The organism is Paeniglutamicibacter sulfureus (genome assembly GCF_030512175.1).
In the GTDB taxonomy this organism is placed as follows: domain Bacteria; phylum Actinomycetota; class Actinomycetes; order Actinomycetales; family Micrococcaceae; genus Paeniglutamicibacter; species Paeniglutamicibacter sulfureus.
The window spans coordinates 1721713-1738307 of record NZ_JAULBL010000002.1; the positions used below are offsets into that span (position 1 = coordinate 1721713).

Consider the following 16595-nt stretch of genomic DNA (forward strand, 5'->3'; position numbering starts at 1 on the left):
AAAGAGAGGCAGTCAACTTTCAGTTGACTGCCTCTCTTTTCGACGTCCGCGGCAATTTACCCTCCGCCGGCCGGGCAGAAACCCGCGTTAACGGTGCGCGGTGGGGGATTCGCAGGGCGAACCTGGCACGGATGAGTGAGGAGTCCGGAAAAAACTTGCCCACCGCATTGCGAATGCCGCTTGGCCACCTCAGCAGTAGCCGGAGATGGGGCAGCGCCCCGGGGAAATGACGGGGGAGGGGTGCCGCAGGCGCCTATTGATCCGCGGGATCAGCGGTGTACTCAACGTCCAGGCCGTCGCCGGATCCAGCTGTCGGGTTGGCTTCGCTGTCCCTCCGCTCCTCCAGCAGCACGGGTCGCTCACTATCCAGGCCGGGCTCGGTGTCGGGTTCATCCACGGGCCTGGCCTCGTCGGGAGCGATCATCCCGGCGGCGACGGCCTCGGCGTCCCCGGCGTCCAGTGGTTCAATGACTTCACCCATGACGTACCTCCTGCTCGGTGGGATTCCACCGTAGAACACGAAGGGTATCGGCTCAAGGGGCGGACGCGGATCCGCTGGGCCGGATGGCACGAACGGTCTGTGGCCGCCGCAAGTGCTTGCCCCACTCAAGAGAAAGAACCCTGCCCGAAGGTTGATCCTTCGGGCAGGGTTCCCCGGGTGTTCGATGGCACCAGGCTCCTCGTACACTCGACCTAGACTTGACGGCCGGTTGCAAACGCAACGCCCCGTCGCTTCGGAGGCACTGACCCCGCTAACGCACGTGGCAAAGGAGGAATGTTCTTGATCCGGGATTACAAGGGCTGGATGTTCTCCGCCTGCGGACCCTTGTCTCCACGGACAATATCAAACTGGACCTTCTGGTTCTCTTCCAGGGAGCGGTAGCCGCTGCTGGCGATCGCCGAATAATGGGCGAACACATCATCGGATCCATCATCGGGAGCGATGAAACCAAAGCCCTTTTCGGAATTGAACCACTTGACTACGCCTGTTGCCATTGTTGCATCCTCTTGTTGTGTCGCATCTCCACCGGCCAGAAGCCGACGTTGACAGGGATCTTCCCTGTCGCAATGCTACGGCCGCGCTTCGGCCAAGACAATGTATTGGACCTGCAACCAATGCCGGATGACGGGATCTCGTGTTTGTACCGGCTTCCAGGTGTCCGAGCGTCGGCCTCCGGGACCCTCGAGACGTGCACCCGCGGACGGACATGGCGTGACAACCCGGCGGCGGCGCCCCCAGGGTTCAGCGCAATCGCGGCATTCGCGGCAGTCTTTCCGGCCCCCGACCACCCCGCGGGGCCGGGTGGGGATCCGGTGGTTTCATCCCTTCCCTCATGCGGGGAGGGGTTCATAGACTGGAGATGGACGGCAAGCAGGGTCCGGCCTTAACCTCGGGGCGGCGATGTCCCCGATGGGTACCTCGGAGATCCAGCATGGCCTGTTCACCCACCGTCCCGGGCACCAGGACCCGGCCTTGCCGCACAACATCCGAGATCCCTGTTCATCGGACGGCTCCACCCGCCATCCGTGCCCCCGGAAACCACGGCCGCGTCATGGACCGACGGTTTTCCCCCACAAGGCAGCGGTCAGGGGTGGGACCATGCTCATCCTGGCATTGATGTGCGGCCCGGAGTCGATCCGCTACCAACTGCGCCACTGTGAACACGCGGATGCCCAGGACTCATCGGTTCTGCTCGCCTCGGGCGAGGTCCCCAAGAGTGGCGGGCGACCGGACTTCTCCGGGAGCGGGGATGGAATCCAGGCCCTGGCGCACATCAAGAACCAAGTGCACGAGGTCCTGGGCGAAAGGACGATCGATGCCATCGGACACCGCGTGGTCCACGGCGGAGAGAAATTCACCGAGCCCGTGGCACTGACCGAGGAAACGATCGCCGCGCTGGAGGACCTGACGCGGTTGGCCCCGCGGCACAACCCCGATGGACTTCAGGGGATCCGGGTCGCCGGCGCCTTGTGGCCCGGAATCCCTCAGGTGGCTGTCTTTGACACCGCCTTCCACCAGACGATGCCCGAGACCGCCTGGCGCTATGCCATCCCCGGGGGATACTACAGCCGGCACGGGATCCGGCGCTACGGATTCCACGGGATCTCGGTCGGCCAGGTCACTCGCGCCGCATCGCATTTCCTGGGGCTGGGCGTCGGACAGTTCGACGGCATCATTGCGCACCTGGGCGATGGCTCATCCGTGACAGCCATCAAGGGGGGCCGCAGCATCGACACGTCCATGGGGTACTCGCCGGCGGACGGTTTGATCGGGGGCACCAGGTGCGGGGACATCGATCCCTCGGTCCTGCTGTACCTCCAACGAAAAGGGCTCGATCCCGAGGGTGCGGAGGAAATGCTGGATCGGCACTGCGGGTTCCAGGCCCTCTGCGGCCTTGACGACCTGGCTTTCATGGAGAAAGTGGCAGCGAACGGGGGGAAAGAGGCCGCCCTCGCCCTGGAAATGGCCGCTTACCGGCTGGCAAAATACGCGGGCGGCTACCATGTGGCCGTCGGCGGTGCCAAGGCCCTGGTCTTCACCGGAAGCATCGGGGAAAGCGCGGCCGGTTTCCGGTCACTGGTTGTCGGTAAGCTGGCGGCCCTGGGCTTGGCACTTGACGAGGCGGCGAACCGGGCCCCGGCGCGGGAGCCGCGGTGCATCAGCACCGCCGGCTCCGTGTTCCCGGTGCTGGTGGTGCCCACCGACGAGGAACGGGCCATCGCCGAGGCCACGGCCGCACTCCTGAGCCGGACCGCGTCCGGGCGGATGGCGCAGCGCCCGGCTTACGTGCCGGCCGGCCCTGGCGTCCTCGCGACCCCGCTTCGGCGCCACGGCCGGTAACCAGTGCCGTACCCGCTGTTCCCGGCGAGGTTGGCACGCTCAGGTGAGCGGCACCGCCGCGTGCCGGTCTGCGGACAGGTACTCCCGAACGGCCCGGGCGGGAATCCGGTAGGACTTGCCGAAACTCACCGCAGGCAGCTTGCCCTCCTGCACCAGGTCGTACACGGTCATCCTCGGCACGTCCATCGCTGCGGCGGCCTCGGCCACCCTCAGGTAGTCGGTGTCCCAGGGGTCTTGTGGCTCAACCATTTCATCCCTCAATCAATGTGCCGTCATCCCCCGGTTGAACGACTGGTTCGCAGGATCCCCGTTCCGGGGACCTCATGGGTTCCCATGGTAGGCGCGGGTACGGCGGCCCTTCAAGGATTATGCACACCCGCCCGGCGAAGAGGACTCCCTGGCACCTCCGGCCCGGATTCGACAGCCCAGTCGATGCGCGGCAGTGCGCCGGCCGCAGTGGCGAGGTGGTTCAGGTGAAGCCACACGGCGGTGGAACCCGGGGCGATGGCTTGTGGCTCTGCGTCCACGTCTCCGTGCGGATACACCGTCACCGGAATTGATCCGTGGTTGGTGACGGCGGCCGAGTAGGTGAGCGTGTCCCCGGGGTGGATGCCCGGGACGGGCGGGCCGTAGTTGGCCAGCAGGTCGGCGCGGGAAGCCACCAGCTGCGCGGCGGCCTGGCCGACCTCCTTGCCCGCAGCCCCGTAGCCGGCATCCGCCTGTCCAAGGACCAGATGGGGTTCGGTGAACCTGAAGTGCTGCGGGGCAGCGGGGGTGATCGAGCGGGGCACGACTTCGACCAGGAGTTCCGGGTGGCCGGGCAGCGGGCGGGGCCCGTGCACGGGATCTACGTGCATCGGGCTGGTGGCGATCGGGTTGAGGGCGGCAGGTGCGGTGAGCGCTGCGAGCGGGATGCGGGCGAAGACGATGTCCTCGTAGGCGCCGCGTTCGTACAGCACGCCGATGGAGCCGTCGGGCAGTTGCGCGGCGGTGGAGTAGGCCGAGGCGCCGGGGCAGAGCACCACGGTTCCGGCCCAGCTGGTTCCGGCATCGGGACTGTGCCGCAGCACGGTGTTGCGGCGCAGGTGCCGGTGCGCGTTGTGGGTCGCCACCAGCCCGCCGCCGGCCAGGGCCAGCAGCGAGCCGTTGTCGGATGGATCCGGCAGTTCCGGGACCGGGACGGGGCGGGTGAAGGTGGTGCCGCCGTCCACCGAGCGGGCCGACAGCCGGTGCGGCGTGGCGCGCGAATGCAGCAGCACGGTTCCGTCGGGCAGGGCGGCGAGCGAGGATTCGTTGGTGTGGGTGCCGTCCGCTGCCGGTTCCAGCGCATCTCCCAGGCTCCAACTGTGCCCGTGGTCATCGCTGTGGGCGACCGCGGCGGCGATCCGCCCGCCGTCAGTCAGCAGCACCACGCAGGGCTGGAGCAGCCGGCCGGCGAAGGGTCCGTGCCCGATCCGGGTGCCGGCGCCCGAGGCGGCGAAGATGCCGCGGATCCCGGGCCGTTTCAACTGGCCGGTGATCCGGCGGTGCGTCCAGCTGTGGCCGTCGTCGGTGGAGACGGAGAGGTCAACGTGCTGGGTCTGCGTGGTGCCTTCCAGGGATTCGAAGAAGCCCCATTGGGTGGTCGAGGCATGGAAGCAGAAGATGGTGCCGGTGTCGGGGTCCACCAGCAGGGAGGCGTCCCCGAAGCCGTTGAGCCCGGTGCCGGTGCGCAGGATGCGCTGGGGTTCCCAGGTTTCACCGCCATCGGTGCTGCGGCGCAGCACCAGGTCCGCCGGGGAGGGCAGGTCATCGAGCGTGGGCCGCCCGTCGTAGACCGCCAGCAGGGTCCCTGCCGTGGTGAGGGCCAGGGCGGGGATGCGGTATTGCCGGTAGCCGCCGGCGCCGCGGGTCGCCAGGACGGTTTGGCCGGTGGCCAGGGGGCCGGCGCTCGCAGGGAAGATGTTCGGGGGTTCGGGGCTGGGCGATTCGGTGCTCATGATTCCAGGGCGTCGAGGAACCAGCCGGTCAGGGTCGCCGGGTGGGTGATGGCGGTGCCGACCACCACCGCGTGCGCGCCGGCATCCAGCGCCGCGCGGGCCTGGGCCGGGGTGCGGATCCTGCCCTCGGCGATGACCGACACACCCAGGTCCGCCGCAACGATGGCCTCCAGCAATTCCAGGTCCGGGCCCTGGGTCTTGGGACGCTCCCCGGTGTAGCCCGCCAGCGTGGTGCCGATCAAGTCCGCCCCGGCGGCTGCCGCCGCGATCGCGTCTTCCAGCGAGCCGCAGTCGGCCATCACCGTTGCACCGGATCCCGCGCGGATCCCGGCAATGGTTTCGGTCAGGGTGAGCCCGTCGGGCCGCGGCCGCCGCGTGCCGTCCAGGGCCACCACGTGGGCGCCGGCTGCGGCAACTGCCAGTGCGTGGTGCAGCGTGGGGGTGATGAACACGCCTTCGTGCCCGTCCTTGAACAGGCCGATGACAGGGACCTGTACCGCCGAGCGGGTGGCGGAAATATCCGCCAGACCCTGCACTCGCACCGCCTTGGCCCCGCCGATCACCGCGGAGGCGGCAACCTGGGCCATGGTGCGCGGATCGCGCATGGGTTCGCCTGGGTAGGCCTGGGCGGAAACGATCAGCGCGCACTTCAGCGCGGCAAGATCGGAAGCTGTCAACAGCACGGGGTTGGCTCCTTGGAAGCGGGAAGGTGGGTGGAAGCGGCGGGGGCCAGCAGCAGGGAGGCGGCCCCGGCCAGCGCGGCGTCTGCACCCAGGGCGGCGGGTTGCGGGATGAGGGAGGCCAGCGGTCCGATGAGTTCGGCGGCGAAGGCGGCGCGCAGCGGCGCCCACCAGGAATCCCCCGCGTCGGCCAGGCCGCCGGAGACGATGACCGCTGCGGGGTCCAGCGCGTTGGCCAGCCCGCCCAGGGCGCGCCCGGCGGCGGTGGCCGCGGTGTCGATGGCGGCCAAGGCAAGCAGATGCCCGGCCGCGGCGCGGTCGAACACCGCACGCGCGTCGGGCACTTCCGGGTCTCCGCCGCTGCGCAGGTAGAGCGCGTGCAGCGAAGGGCCGGAGGCGATGGCCTCCAGGTGTCCGGTACCCCCGCAGGGGCAGCGCAGCCCGGTGGCCTCGACGCTGGGCACATGCCCCAGGTGCCCGCCGACCTGCCGGGCGCCAAAGAGCGGAACCCCATCCAGCAGCAGCGAGCCTCCGATGCCGGTGCCGAAGGCGGCCAGCAACACCGAGGAGGCCCCCGCGGCCGCCCCCAGCCAGCCTTCGCCGAGGGCGTGGGCATGCACGTCGTTGACCGCGTGCACTGCAGAGGGGTGGATCTCCAGCCGGGCAGAAAGCCCGGCGCGCAGGTCGGTCCCCGCCCAGCCGGGGAGGTGGTCGGTGGCCGAGAGCACCCGGGCGGTGGCAGGGTCGATGACCCCCGCCGCCCCGATGCCGACCCCGAGGGCCGGGGCACCGGCGGCGGCCGCCGCAGCCAGGAGCGGAGCGGCAAGCTCCGCGATGGCATCCAGCACGGCCTCGGGCCCTGCCGCCGCGGGGGTGGGCAGCGAGGCCCGGGAGGAGTTGATGCCGTCGGCGCCCACCAGGGCGGCGGCGATCTTGGTGCCGCCCAGGTCGATGCCGACGGCGGTGGGAGGGACCGGCGGGGGAAGCGCTGCCATGGACCTAGAGCAGCCCGGCGGTGGACAGGATCTCACCGATGCGCGCTGCCTCGGCGGCGTTCAGCGATTCCATGGGCTGGCTCATGGTGTTGGCGCCGATGACGCCGAGCTGCACCAGGGCGGTCTTGAAGGCGCCCAGGCCGCCGGCGCCGGGGGAGACGCGGGAGGCATCGGGGACCTCGACGATGCGGAAGAGCTCGGCCAGGCGGTCCTGTTCCTTGACGGCGGTTTCCCAGTTCCCGGACACCGCGGCGTCGTAGAGCCTGCGGTAGCCGGCGGGGTCCACGTTGGCCAGGCCCGGGACCAGGCCGTCGGCGCCCGAGAGCATCGCGGCATCGCAGATGACCTCGTGCCCGGAGAACATGGCGAAACCGGGCAGCTCGCGGGTGAGCAGGCGCAGCTGGCGGAAGGCGATGTCGTTGCCGGAGGAGTCCTTGACCCCCGCCAGGGTGCCCTCGTGGGCGAGTTCGGCCAGCAGTTCGGGCGCCAGCTTGAAGTGGGTGCGCACCGGGATGTCGTAGGCGAAGACCGGGAGGTCCACCGCCGCGGCCACGGCGCGGAAGTGCCGCTTGACCTCCGCTGCGTCAAAGATCGCGTAGTACGGGGTGGTGATGACCACGGCGTCGGCGCCGCCGGCGGCAACCTTCCTGGCCTCCTCGATCACCCGGGCGGTGGTCTGTTCGTTGGCGCCCACCAGCAGCGGCACGCGCCCGGCGGTGGCCGAACGAACCGTCGCCAGCACCTGGGTGCGCTCGGCGTTGGTGAGGTACGGGGTTTCCCCGGAGGAACCCAGCGGGAACAGGCCGTGCATGCCGCCGCCCACCAGGTGCTCGACCACAGCCTCCAGTCCCGGCAAATCCAGTGCGCCCTCGGTGGTGCGCGGTGTGACGACGGGCGGGATGACGCCGGTGAATGCGGGGGTGGTGCTCATAGTTCCTCCAGGGGAGTTTGGGTGGTTGCCGGGGCCGCGAGCAGGCTCGGGGCGGCTCCCAGCAGGGTTCGGGTGTAGTCGTTGGTGGGGTTGTCGAAGACCTGGGCGGCGGAGCCCTGCTCCACGATTCTTCCGGCGTTCATCACGCAGATGCGGTCAGCGACGTAGCGGACGGTGGAGATGTCGTGGGAGATGAAGACCAGTCCCAGGTTGAGCTTGGCCTTCAGGTCGGTGAGCAGGTTCAGCACCTGCGCGCGGACCGAGACATCCAGCGCGGAAGTCGGCTCGTCCGCGATCACCAGTTCCGGGTCCAGGGCCAGAGCCCGGGCGATGGCCACGCGCTGGCGCTGCCCGCCGGAGATCTGCGCGGGGGAGACCTCTGCGGCGGAGGCCGGAAGGCCCACCAGTTCCAGCAGCTCATAGACCTTGGCCGAGCGGGAGGCCCGGGTGCCGATGCCGTGCACCAGCAGCGGGTCGGTGAGGATGTCGTGCACCGTCATCCGCGGGTTCAGCGCGGTGGCCGGATCCTGGAAGATGATCGAGACCGCCTTGCCGAATTCCTTGCGGGCGCCCCCGCGGCGGGAGAAGGGTGCGTCGTGGAAGAGCACCGAGCCGCTGGTCGGTTCGCGCAGGCCCACCAGCACCGAGGCGAGGGTGGATTTCCCGCACCCCGATTCCCCGACGATGCCCACGGTTTCCCCGCGGGCGATGCTGAAGTCGACGCCGTTGACCGCTCGCACGATGGTGGGATGGAAGAGCTTGCCGCCGCGGGCGCGGTGGTGGACGTGCACGTCCCGCAGTTCCAAAACCGGGGCGGCTGACACGCCGGCGCCGCGGGCGCCGGCCGGGGCGGTGGTGCTCATGCGTTGGCTCCTTCGGAGGAAGTGGCGGACGCGGTGGCCGCAGGATCGGCGGCGGTGGTGGCCCAGTAGTGGTCGGCGGAACCGACCTGCACCAGCTCCAACGCGCGGTGCGGATCGGCCGCGGGGTCCAGCGAGCGGGCGGCGAACCTGTCCCCGGCAGCGAAGTCGCGGGGACTGGGCACCGATCCGGGGATCTGGTGCAGGCGCTCGGCCCCGGATTCGATGGAGAGCACCGCGCCGAGCAGCCCGCGCGTGTATTCGTGCCTCGGGTCCGCCAGCAGCTGCCCGGTGGCACCGGATTCGACGACCTGCCCGGCGTACATGACGGTGGTGCGGTGCGCCAGGGAGGCCACCAGCGCCAGGTCGTGGCTGACGAACACCATGGCGAAGCCAAGTTGTTCGCGCAGCTCGTTGAGCAGGTCAACGACCTGTGCCTGCACCGTGACATCCAGTGCGGTGGTCGGCTCGTCCGCGACCACCAGCTTGGGGGAGCGGGAGAGCGCCATGGCAATGAGCACGCGCTGGCGCTGCCCGCCAGAGAGCTCGTGCGGGTAGGAGCGCAGGGTCCTGCGCGGATCCAGCTTGACCAGCTTGAGCAATTCCTCCGGGCTCATCCGCCCGTTGCGCCGGGTCAGCTGTTCCATTTGCTCGCGGATCAGCATCGAGGGGTTCAGCGAGGACAGGGCGTCTTGGTAGACCATCGCGATCTGTTCCCCGCGCAGGCCCTTGAAGAGCTTTTCGCGGGTGGTCTCGCGGTTGTCCGGGCCCACAAGTTCGCGGCCCTCGAACTTGATCGATCCGGTGACCGAGGCGTTGGGTGCCAGCAGTCCCATGATTGCCAGGGAGGTGATCGACTTGCCGCAGCCGGACTCGCCGACCAATCCCATGGTCTCGCCCTCGTTGACGGTGAAGGAGACCCGGTCAACGATGGCTGTGTCGCCGTAGCGGTCGGGGAAGCGGATGGAAAGGTCGCGCACCTCGAGGATCGGGCGGGCGGCGGTGTCCGGGTGCAGCCTGTCGGAGCGACCCAGTTCTGTGGAGCGCAGGGCCTCGAGCTGGGCTGCGAGCAGCGGCGGGGTCGCCGCATCAGGGGAGGAGGACAGGTGAGCAGCGTCAACCTCGTGGCCGGACTCGGCGCGCAGCACCGCGGCGGCGGTGTTGTCCTTCTCGGTGATCTTCGCCGGCTTGCGCAGCCGCGGGTTCACCATGGCGTCGGTGAGGCCCTCGGCCAGCACATTCAGGCACAGCACGGTGAGCAGGATCAGCAGGCCGGCGTAGGTGGTGGCCCACCAGGCGCCGTTGAGCACCAGGGTGCGGCCATAGGAGATGACGTTGCCCCAGCTGGGGGCGGGGTCCTGGACGCCGGCGCCCAGGAAGGAGAGGGAAGCCTCGAAGATGATGGCATCCGCCACCATCACGGTGGCGAAGACCAGCACCGGGGCCGCGGTGTTGCGCACCACGTGCCGCACCAGGATGTGCAGGCGGGAGGCACCGAGCACCTGTTCGGCGCGGACGTAGTCCTCGCCCCACTGGGCCATGACGTTGGCGCGGACCACGCGGGCCAGCTGCGGGATGTAGATGACGGCAATGGCCACGATGATCACCGGGACGGAGTTGCCCAGGGTGGCCAGCAGCACGGCGGCCAGCGCGATGCCGGGGAAGGCCATGATGACATCCATGATGCGCATGACCGATTCGCTGACCCACTTGGAGGCGGTCGCTGCGATCGCGCCGAGCACCGCACCGATGGCGATGGCCAGCGCCACGGCGCCCAGGCCGATGAGCAGCGAGGAGCGGGCGCCGTAGAGCAGGCGCGAGTAGATGTCGCGGCCCAGCCGGTCGGTGCCAAAGGGGTTGGTGGTACTGGGTGCCTGGGCGGGGATGCCGGTGGCCAGCGGGTCGTGCGGGGCAAGCCAGGGGGCGAAGAGCGCGGCGAGGGCAACGATTGCCAGGAAGAGCAGGGCGGCCTTGGATCCGAGGGGAAGGGCCTTGAAGGCCAGGCCGGGGCGGCTGAGGCGGTCAGCGAGTCCGTACCGCATGGTCATACCGTCCTAATCCGGGGGTTGATGAGCAGGTAAAGCAGGTCCACGGCGATGTTGACCAGGACGAAGGTGATGGCGATGGTCAGGGTGACGCCCTGGACCAGGGAGACATCGTTGTTGGTGATGCCGTTGAGGATGAGCTGGCCCATGCCGGGAAGCGAGAAGATCATTTCGATGACCACCGCACCTCCCAGCAGGTAGCCGATGCGCAGGCCCAGCACGGTGACCGGGGTGATCAATGCGTTGCGCAGAACGTTGCGGCGGATGACCTCGGGGCGCGGGACGCCGTTGCCGATGGCGGTGCGGACGTAGTCCTTGTCCATTTCTTCCACCATGGAGGTGCGCACCACGCGGATCAGCGAGGCGCAGACCGGGATGGCCAGGGCCAGGGCGGGCAGGGCCAGGGAGCGGAAGTAGCCGGCGGGGTCCTGGCTGAAGGGGACGAAGCCGCCGGAGGGGAAGGTCCCGGTGCCCAGGGCCAGCCACTGGATCAGCAGGATGCCGAGCCAGAAGGAGGGAGTCGCCACCGCGGCGATGGAGAGCACGCGGATGCCCTGGTCCGGCCAGCGGTCGCGGTAGAGCGCGGCGGTGACGCCCAGGAGCAGGGAGAGCACCACGGCGATGGCGACGCCGAAGAAGGTCAGCTGCAGGGTCAGCGGGAAGGCGCCGGCAATGATGTCGGAGATCGGCTGGGCCGGCGGGGTGGTCTTGCCGAAGTCGAGCACCAGCAGGCGGCCCAGGAAGGCGATGTATTGGGCGATGACTGGCTGGTCCAGACCGCGTTCGGCGCGGTAGGCGGCCTTGGCTTCTTCGCTGGCGCCCTCGCCGAGCGCGGTGGTGGCCTGGTCGCCGGGGGAGAACTGCAGGACCAGGAAGACCAGCAGCGTGACGCCCAGGATCATCAGTGGCAGTGCCGCCAGGCGTCGGCCCAGCAGGCGGAGGATATTGCCCACGTCTATGGTGCTCCTCGGTATGGGGGGTGGAAAAAAGAAAGCTTGGGAAAGAAATGGCGCGCCGCCCGCCCGCCATGGGGGAGGGGGAGGGCGGCGCGCCAAGTATTTTTAGGCGTGCGCGACGTCCACGAAGGAAAGTCCGGTGGTCGGCAGCGGGCGGAAGCCGGTGAGCGTGTCCGGGTTCCAGGCGGTCGGGAGCATGCGGTGCAGGATCGGGTAGAGCGGTGCCTGCTCGGCGATCAGGTCAATGACCTGGTTCCAGACCTTCTGGGCTGCGACCGGGTCGGCGGCACGGACCGCGTCATCCAGCTGCTTCTGCACCGTGGCGTATTCCTTGGATTCGTGCCAGCGGAAGCGGTCCTGCGGCCACACGGTGCCGCGGAACCACCAGGAAAGCAGCAGGTCCAGGTCGTTGCCGAAGACCGAGGGATCGCCCGGAGCGGCGACGACGCGGAAGGTGCCCGAGTCGACGTGGTCCGGATACAAGGCACCGGACTGCATGGACTTGAGCGTGACCTTGACCCCGGGAAGCTTGTTCCAGGATTCGATGATCACCGGGGCGGCGTCCTTGACCCAGGAGGTGTCGGTGGTCAGCAGCTCGAAGGAAAGCTCGGTGACCCCTGCCTCCTTGAGCAGGGAAGCTGCCTTGTCCGGGTCGTAGGTGTAGACGGTGGCGGCGCGGTGATAGCCCGGGTGGTTCTCCTGCACGAAGGAGCTGGCGGCGGTCGCGTTGCCCAGCAGGGCGCGGTCGATCACGGTCTGGGTGTCCAGTCCGTAGTGCAGGGCCTGGCGGACCAGCTTGTTGTCGAAGGGCTTTTCTGCGCAGTTGAACATCAAGAAGAGCAGGCCGAAGGACTGCACGGACTCGACGGTTGCATTGGCCTTGAGCCGCTCGATGTCCAGGTAGGGGACGTCCTCGATGGCCTGGACGCGGCCGGACTCCACGGCGGTGACGCGGGCGGCTGCATCCGAGAGCAGGAACCAGGTCATGCCCGGGGCCTTGGCGGCCATGGGGCCGTTGTAGGCCTCGAACTTCTCGAAGACGATCTTGTCGTCCTTGACCGCGGAGATGAGCTTGTAGGGTCCGGTGCCCACCGGGGCGGCGTCGAAGCCGGCCTGGTCGGCGGAGGCCAGCTTCTTGGGGACGATCTTCACGATGGAAATGCGCTCGGCGAAGAGCGGGAAGGGGTACTTCAGGGTGAAGGAGACGGTGTCCTCGCCCTTGGCGGAGACCTTGTCAATGAAGGGAATGAACTGGGCGAAGAGCGAGGCGTTCTTGGCATCCAGCACGCGGTCGAAGGAGTAGACGACGTCCTCGACGGTGACCGGGTCACCGTTGTGGAAGGTGGCGCCGGAGCGGAGCTTGATCTCGTAGCCCAGTTCGCCGACCTTGACGGGTTCGGCGGCGGCCAGGGCCAGGTAGCGTTCGCGGGTGGAGGGGTGCAGCTCGGTCAGGCCCTCGAAGATGTGCAGGTTTGCTGCCATCGGGGTGGCGCCCGAAGAGGTCATCGGATCGAACCCGGTGGACAGGGCGTAGGACATGCCTGCCTCGATCGGCTTGGTCCCTGCGGCACCTGCCGCCCCGGTGGTCGCGGTGCCGGTGGCACCGCTGGGTCCGCAGGCCGAGAGAGTCGCGGCAAAGGCGCCGGCAACGCCCATGGCCCCGGCGATCTTGAGGAAATTGCGGCGGGAGCTGGCCATGTTCATTACTTCGTTGTGTTGCTTCATGGTGGGTCACCTCGAGTGGAATGTGAGTGGAGATCGGATGTAGGATGTCCTATGCCTGAAGTACAATGTATGCGAAGTCACATTGAACGTCAACCATGGCCCCGCACCCGGCGGGACCGGCAGGCACCACGCGGCAGATGAAAGGGAATCCCCGATGAGCGCAGCACAGCCAAGCGGCCGGCAGGCACGGGCCAACGCGGCTAACCGGTTGCAGGCCCTGCAGCAGGAAATCATGGAATTGATCCTTGAACGCGGGCTCGTTCCGGGCGATCCGCTGCCCACCGAGCATGAGCTCGTCGAGGTGCTTGGCGTGGGACGCAACACCGTGCGCGAATCTCTCAAAGTGCTCCAAGCCCTGGGCATCGTGGATGTGCGCCACGGCTACGGAATGTTCGTGGCCACCAAGCAGCTCGGCGCGCTCGCCGCTACCCTCGAGTTCCACTCGCGGCTCTCGCTGCGCAACGGCGGACACGAGGCAATGGAACTTGTCGAGGTCCGCCAAGCCCTCGAGTCCGGGCTGATCGGCGCCGCCATTGACGCGATGACGGCGCCCGCGCTGGAGGTCGTGCGCGCCGCGGTGGAGGACATGGAGGCCAGAGCCGAGGCCGGCCTGCCACTGAGCGAGGCGGACAAGCGTTTCCACCGCGGGCTCTTTGAGCCGCTGGAAAACGGGATGCTCACCAACCTGCTGGGGGTCTTCTGGTCCGCCTATTCCAAGCTGCACGAGCAAATGGACCCGACCGACGACCTGCTCGTCGAGACCGCCCGCAACCACCGGGAAATCTACGAGGCAGTGGCGGCGGGCGACAAGGCGAAAGCGGGGGAACTCATGGCAGGTCACTTTGACGGGATCCGCGGACTGATCCACACTACCGTCGGCGGCGAATGAGCAGTCCCTCGGGAAAGCGACCTTGAGGGTAAACAGCACCAAATTGCTCAAGTGAGATATTGGCGGCAGACAGCCATTGGTCTAAGGGTGTGGTGCGGTGACGGGACGTAAATATTTGTCCGGTATGCAAATCTAACATTAGATACATATGATAGAAGATGTCGTCGAAAATCAATGCAGCTATTTTTTTGGGGGAATCCGCTGTGACTAAAAGTCGATCTTTTTCTGTGTATCTTCTGAAAAAGGGATTTAATGCATCAAGTGCGTTGAAAGATGATCATTCATTGACACCGGTCGGTAAAAGTTCGGGACTCCCTGTCGGCTGGAAGATGTATCTCTTCGATCCGCAGCAGCGTCAACCGTGGTGGCGGGACTATTTCGGCCTAAGTCAAGACCTTAGTCAGAGCGTAAAAGGCGCCCTTGTATTCCTCTCTGCGGAAGGACGTAACTTCGCCATTTCTTTGGGGCCGGCTCACTTTAGCCTCAAGGATGAGAGCTACGAGTACGATTTCGGACTCCTGGTGACGCTAAATTGTGTTGATCCGACGTTGATTAGAAATACCGATGTTCTTGAGCCTGGTTCAGCGAGGCGGCAGAGAACCCAGCTTGCATCACGTTCAGATCTGACCTACTTCGATTTCGACGGTGACAACTCGATCCTCAGGACGCTAACTGGGAATATTCGGACGGAGTATGAACACCTTTTCAAATTTGCCACGGGAGCCAGCAACCTGAGGATCAGTTCCAGCGCGAGCGTTGATGAGCTCGAAGCCCTGTGTGGTCAAATTCTAGATATTTATAAGATGGAAACCTACAAATCTGCTTTCCCTGGGATCCGAAACATCACTCCGGTACGGGATCCCGACGAAATCACCAGACTTGACGTCGCGCTGATCCAAGCCATTCGAATACGCGATGACCATGTTGCTCTCGCGGTCCCCGCGATTGTTGATTATCAAGACAACTTCTGGGTGCGATTTGGTGGCCTCGGCGCGAGCTTGCTGCATCCGGATGTGGATATTAGCGACTATTACAAATACGTCAGCAGCAATGGATTAGAAGTCGAAACGCTCAATGTGGTTGACCTCAAGCATCATGAATTGAGGCTTGCCAATGATGACGGGGCAACTCGCGATAAGTATTCGATTTACAAGTCGCTTGTTTTTGATACCAAGCTCGCTAGTTCGGCAGGCACCTACTATCTGAGCGAGGCAAGCTGGTATCAAGTCGAAGACGACTTTATTGCGGACCTCAGGAACCATCTGGATGCGCGCTATGAGGATCTGTGGTTACCGGATTGTTCGAAAAAACCAGAAGCGGCCTATAACCAGATAGCTGCCGATTCCGCAGCCAGAGCTATTTGCCTGGACAAAACAAACATGAGTCCAAAGGGACAGACGGCTCTCGAACCGTGCGATATTTACTCCGTCAGGGATGGTCGAGCCGTGCTAAGCCATATTAAGATCGGCACCAGTTCTGGTGACTTGAGTCATCTGTTCAATCAAGGTGCGAATGCTGTGCAACTTTTGCGTTCGAGCGAGCCCGCGCGGGAACGTCTGGTGAAACTGATCCAAGAAAATGGCGGTAGCAACGAAGACGCAAAGCCTGTAGAGAATCGAGATTTTTTGGTTGAGTACGGAATTATTAGTCGCAAAAATCCGACGAACAAGTCAGATAATCTGCCGCTGTTCTCTAGGATCAGCCTCAAACGTGCCCTCGAAGATCTAGAGCTGATGGGTGCCCCCGCATCGTTTGGCTTTATTTCTGATAAAACGCCACGGGATCAACCAAAGGTCAAAAAACGACAGCCGAGGCAAAAGACCGGGTGATGCGTACTGATCGGCGAAGGTGGTAAGCATGCACCTTGAATGCGCTATTAGCGTGGCCTCTTAGTCGCTGGCGGAGAACGTTCGTTGTTGGCACTGCTTGAGGAGTCAGGCGGGACCCCGCTCCACGGTGGTTTCGTAGCCATAGCGGTCCCCGCGGTACAAGGTCTCGGTGGCCTCGATGGCCCGGCCTTGGTCGGTGAAGCCCACGCGGTCCACCCGCAGGGCCGCGGCACCCACGGGCTGGTCAAGGAGGTGCGCTTCGGTGACCGAGAGGTTGGTTGCCGTGATGCTCTGGCCGGCCCGCACGATGCGCTGGCCGTGTTCGGCCAGCTGTGCATCCAGCGAACCCTCCGGATCGGGAAGTGCCTCGCCGAACAGGCCGGGCAACAGCCGCGCGGTTTCCAGCGCCATGGGTGCACCGTCGGCCAACCGCAGCCTGCGCAGCAGCAGCACCTCGGAACCCTCCTCCACGCCGAGCGCCCTGGCGGTCTCGGCCGGGCACGGCTCGATCCGGCAGTCCAGGGTGCGGGAGGATGCCTTGAATCCGCGCTCGGCCATGTCCTGGCTGAAGCCGGTCAGTCGCGTGCCCTTGCGGATCTGCGAGGGATCCGCGACATAGGTTCCCGACCCCTGCACGTTGTAGACAAGCCCCGCCGCCGCCAGCCTGGCGATGGCCCGCCGCACGGTGTCGCGGCTGACGCGGTAGCTCACCTGCAGCTCCCGTTCGGTCGGCAACGGCTCGCCGATGGCAAGATCCGTGCGGATCTGCTCGGCCAGGACCTTGGCCAAAACCACGTATTTCGGCGATCCGGTCCGAACCAATTCGAGTGAAGTCTCCATATTCCCGAGTATAGATCGAACCAT

The 16595-nt window shown here is 66.4% G+C and carries 15 protein-coding genes; 3 read left to right on the plus strand and 12 right to left on the minus strand.

Going from position 1 to position 16595, the window contains the following annotated elements:
• Window positions 1-253: 253 nt before the first annotated feature.
• Together Q2T94_RS14585 and Q2T94_RS14590 are read right to left on the minus strand one after the other, a co-directional pair.
• Entirely contained in the window at window positions 254-481 is a 228-nt protein-coding gene (locus Q2T94_RS14585; protein WP_302265222.1) for a hypothetical protein, read from the minus strand.
• A 311-nt stretch (window positions 482-792) separates the two neighbouring features.
• On the minus strand, window positions 793-996 hold the full coding sequence (locus Q2T94_RS14590) for a cold-shock protein (RefSeq protein WP_264270861.1): 204 nt from the start codon (window positions 994-996) through the stop codon (window positions 793-795).
• Between the two features lie 604 nt (window positions 997-1600).
• Between Q2T94_RS14590 and Q2T94_RS14595 the strand changes: the two genes are divergently transcribed.
• Window positions 1601-2842: an acetate/propionate family kinase gene (locus Q2T94_RS14595; RefSeq protein ID WP_302265228.1), complete on the plus strand. Its 1242-nt coding sequence runs from the start codon at window positions 1601-1603 to the stop codon at window positions 2840-2842.
• Between the two features lie 39 nt (window positions 2843-2881).
• On the opposite strand, the gene Q2T94_RS14600 is transcribed toward Q2T94_RS14595, so the two are convergent.
• From Q2T94_RS14600 to Q2T94_RS14640, 9 genes are all read right to left on the minus strand, one after another.
• Window positions 2882-3091 (minus strand): helix-turn-helix domain-containing protein, encoded by a 210-nt coding sequence (locus Q2T94_RS14600; protein ID WP_302265231.1) that lies wholly within the window; start codon window positions 3089-3091, stop codon window positions 2882-2884.
• Between the two features lie 110 nt (window positions 3092-3201).
• Window positions 3202-4821, minus strand: a complete 1620-nt coding sequence (locus Q2T94_RS14605) for a sialidase family protein (RefSeq protein WP_302265234.1) — start codon at window positions 4819-4821, stop codon at window positions 3202-3204.
• Window positions 4818-5501 carry an N-acetylmannosamine-6-phosphate 2-epimerase gene (locus Q2T94_RS14610; RefSeq protein WP_436836846.1) on the minus strand — a complete coding sequence of 228 codons (684 nt, stop codon included), beginning with the start codon at window positions 5499-5501 and terminating at the stop codon, window positions 4818-4820. The genes Q2T94_RS14605 and Q2T94_RS14610 overlap by 4 nt, the downstream gene beginning before the upstream one ends.
• The gene (locus tag Q2T94_RS14615; RefSeq protein WP_302265238.1) at window positions 5495-6496 is read right to left on the minus strand and encodes an ROK family protein; all 1002 of its coding nucleotides are present in this window, start codon (window positions 6494-6496) and stop codon (window positions 5495-5497) included. Before Q2T94_RS14615 ends, Q2T94_RS14610 begins: the two co-directional genes overlap by 7 nt.
• 4 nt (window positions 6497-6500) lie before the next feature.
• Window positions 6501-7427 (minus strand): dihydrodipicolinate synthase family protein, encoded by a 927-nt coding sequence (locus tag Q2T94_RS14620; protein ID WP_302265241.1) that lies wholly within the window; start codon window positions 7425-7427, stop codon window positions 6501-6503.
• The gene (locus Q2T94_RS14625; RefSeq protein ID WP_302265244.1) at window positions 7424-8290 is read right to left on the minus strand and encodes an ABC transporter ATP-binding protein; all 867 of its coding nucleotides are present in this window, start codon (window positions 8288-8290) and stop codon (window positions 7424-7426) included. The genes Q2T94_RS14620 and Q2T94_RS14625 overlap by 4 nt, the downstream gene beginning before the upstream one ends.
• Window positions 8287-10329, minus strand: a complete 2043-nt coding sequence (locus tag Q2T94_RS14630) for a dipeptide/oligopeptide/nickel ABC transporter permease/ATP-binding protein (protein WP_302266432.1) — start codon at window positions 10327-10329, stop codon at window positions 8287-8289. The genes Q2T94_RS14625 and Q2T94_RS14630 overlap by 4 nt, the downstream gene beginning before the upstream one ends.
• Before the next feature lie 2 nt (window positions 10330-10331).
• Window positions 10332-11285 (minus strand): ABC transporter permease, encoded by a 954-nt coding sequence (locus Q2T94_RS14635; RefSeq protein ID WP_264270869.1) that lies wholly within the window; start codon window positions 11283-11285, stop codon window positions 10332-10334.
• 108 nt (window positions 11286-11393) lie between these two features.
• Window positions 11394-13013 carry an ABC transporter substrate-binding protein gene (locus Q2T94_RS14640; RefSeq protein WP_302265246.1) on the minus strand — a complete coding sequence of 540 codons (1620 nt, stop codon included), beginning with the start codon at window positions 13011-13013 and terminating at the stop codon, window positions 11394-11396.
• Window positions 13014-13167: 154 nt separating this feature from the next.
• Between Q2T94_RS14640 and Q2T94_RS14645 the strand changes: the two genes are divergently transcribed.
• Window positions 13168-13902, plus strand: a complete 735-nt coding sequence (locus Q2T94_RS14645) for a FadR/GntR family transcriptional regulator (RefSeq protein ID WP_302265248.1) — start codon at window positions 13168-13170, stop codon at window positions 13900-13902.
• A gap of 158 nt (window positions 13903-14060) precedes the next feature.
• The gene (locus tag Q2T94_RS14650) at window positions 14061-15731 is read left to right on the plus strand and encodes a DUF6119 family protein (protein WP_302265250.1); all 1671 of its coding nucleotides are present in this window, start codon (window positions 14061-14063) and stop codon (window positions 15729-15731) included.
• A gap of 105 nt (window positions 15732-15836) precedes the next feature.
• Here the strand turns inward: Q2T94_RS14650 and Q2T94_RS14655 are convergent, their stop codons facing one another.
• Entirely contained in the window at window positions 15837-16571 is a 735-nt protein-coding gene (locus tag Q2T94_RS14655; RefSeq protein ID WP_302265253.1) for a GntR family transcriptional regulator, read from the minus strand.
• Between the last annotated feature and the right edge of the window lie 24 nt (window positions 16572-16595).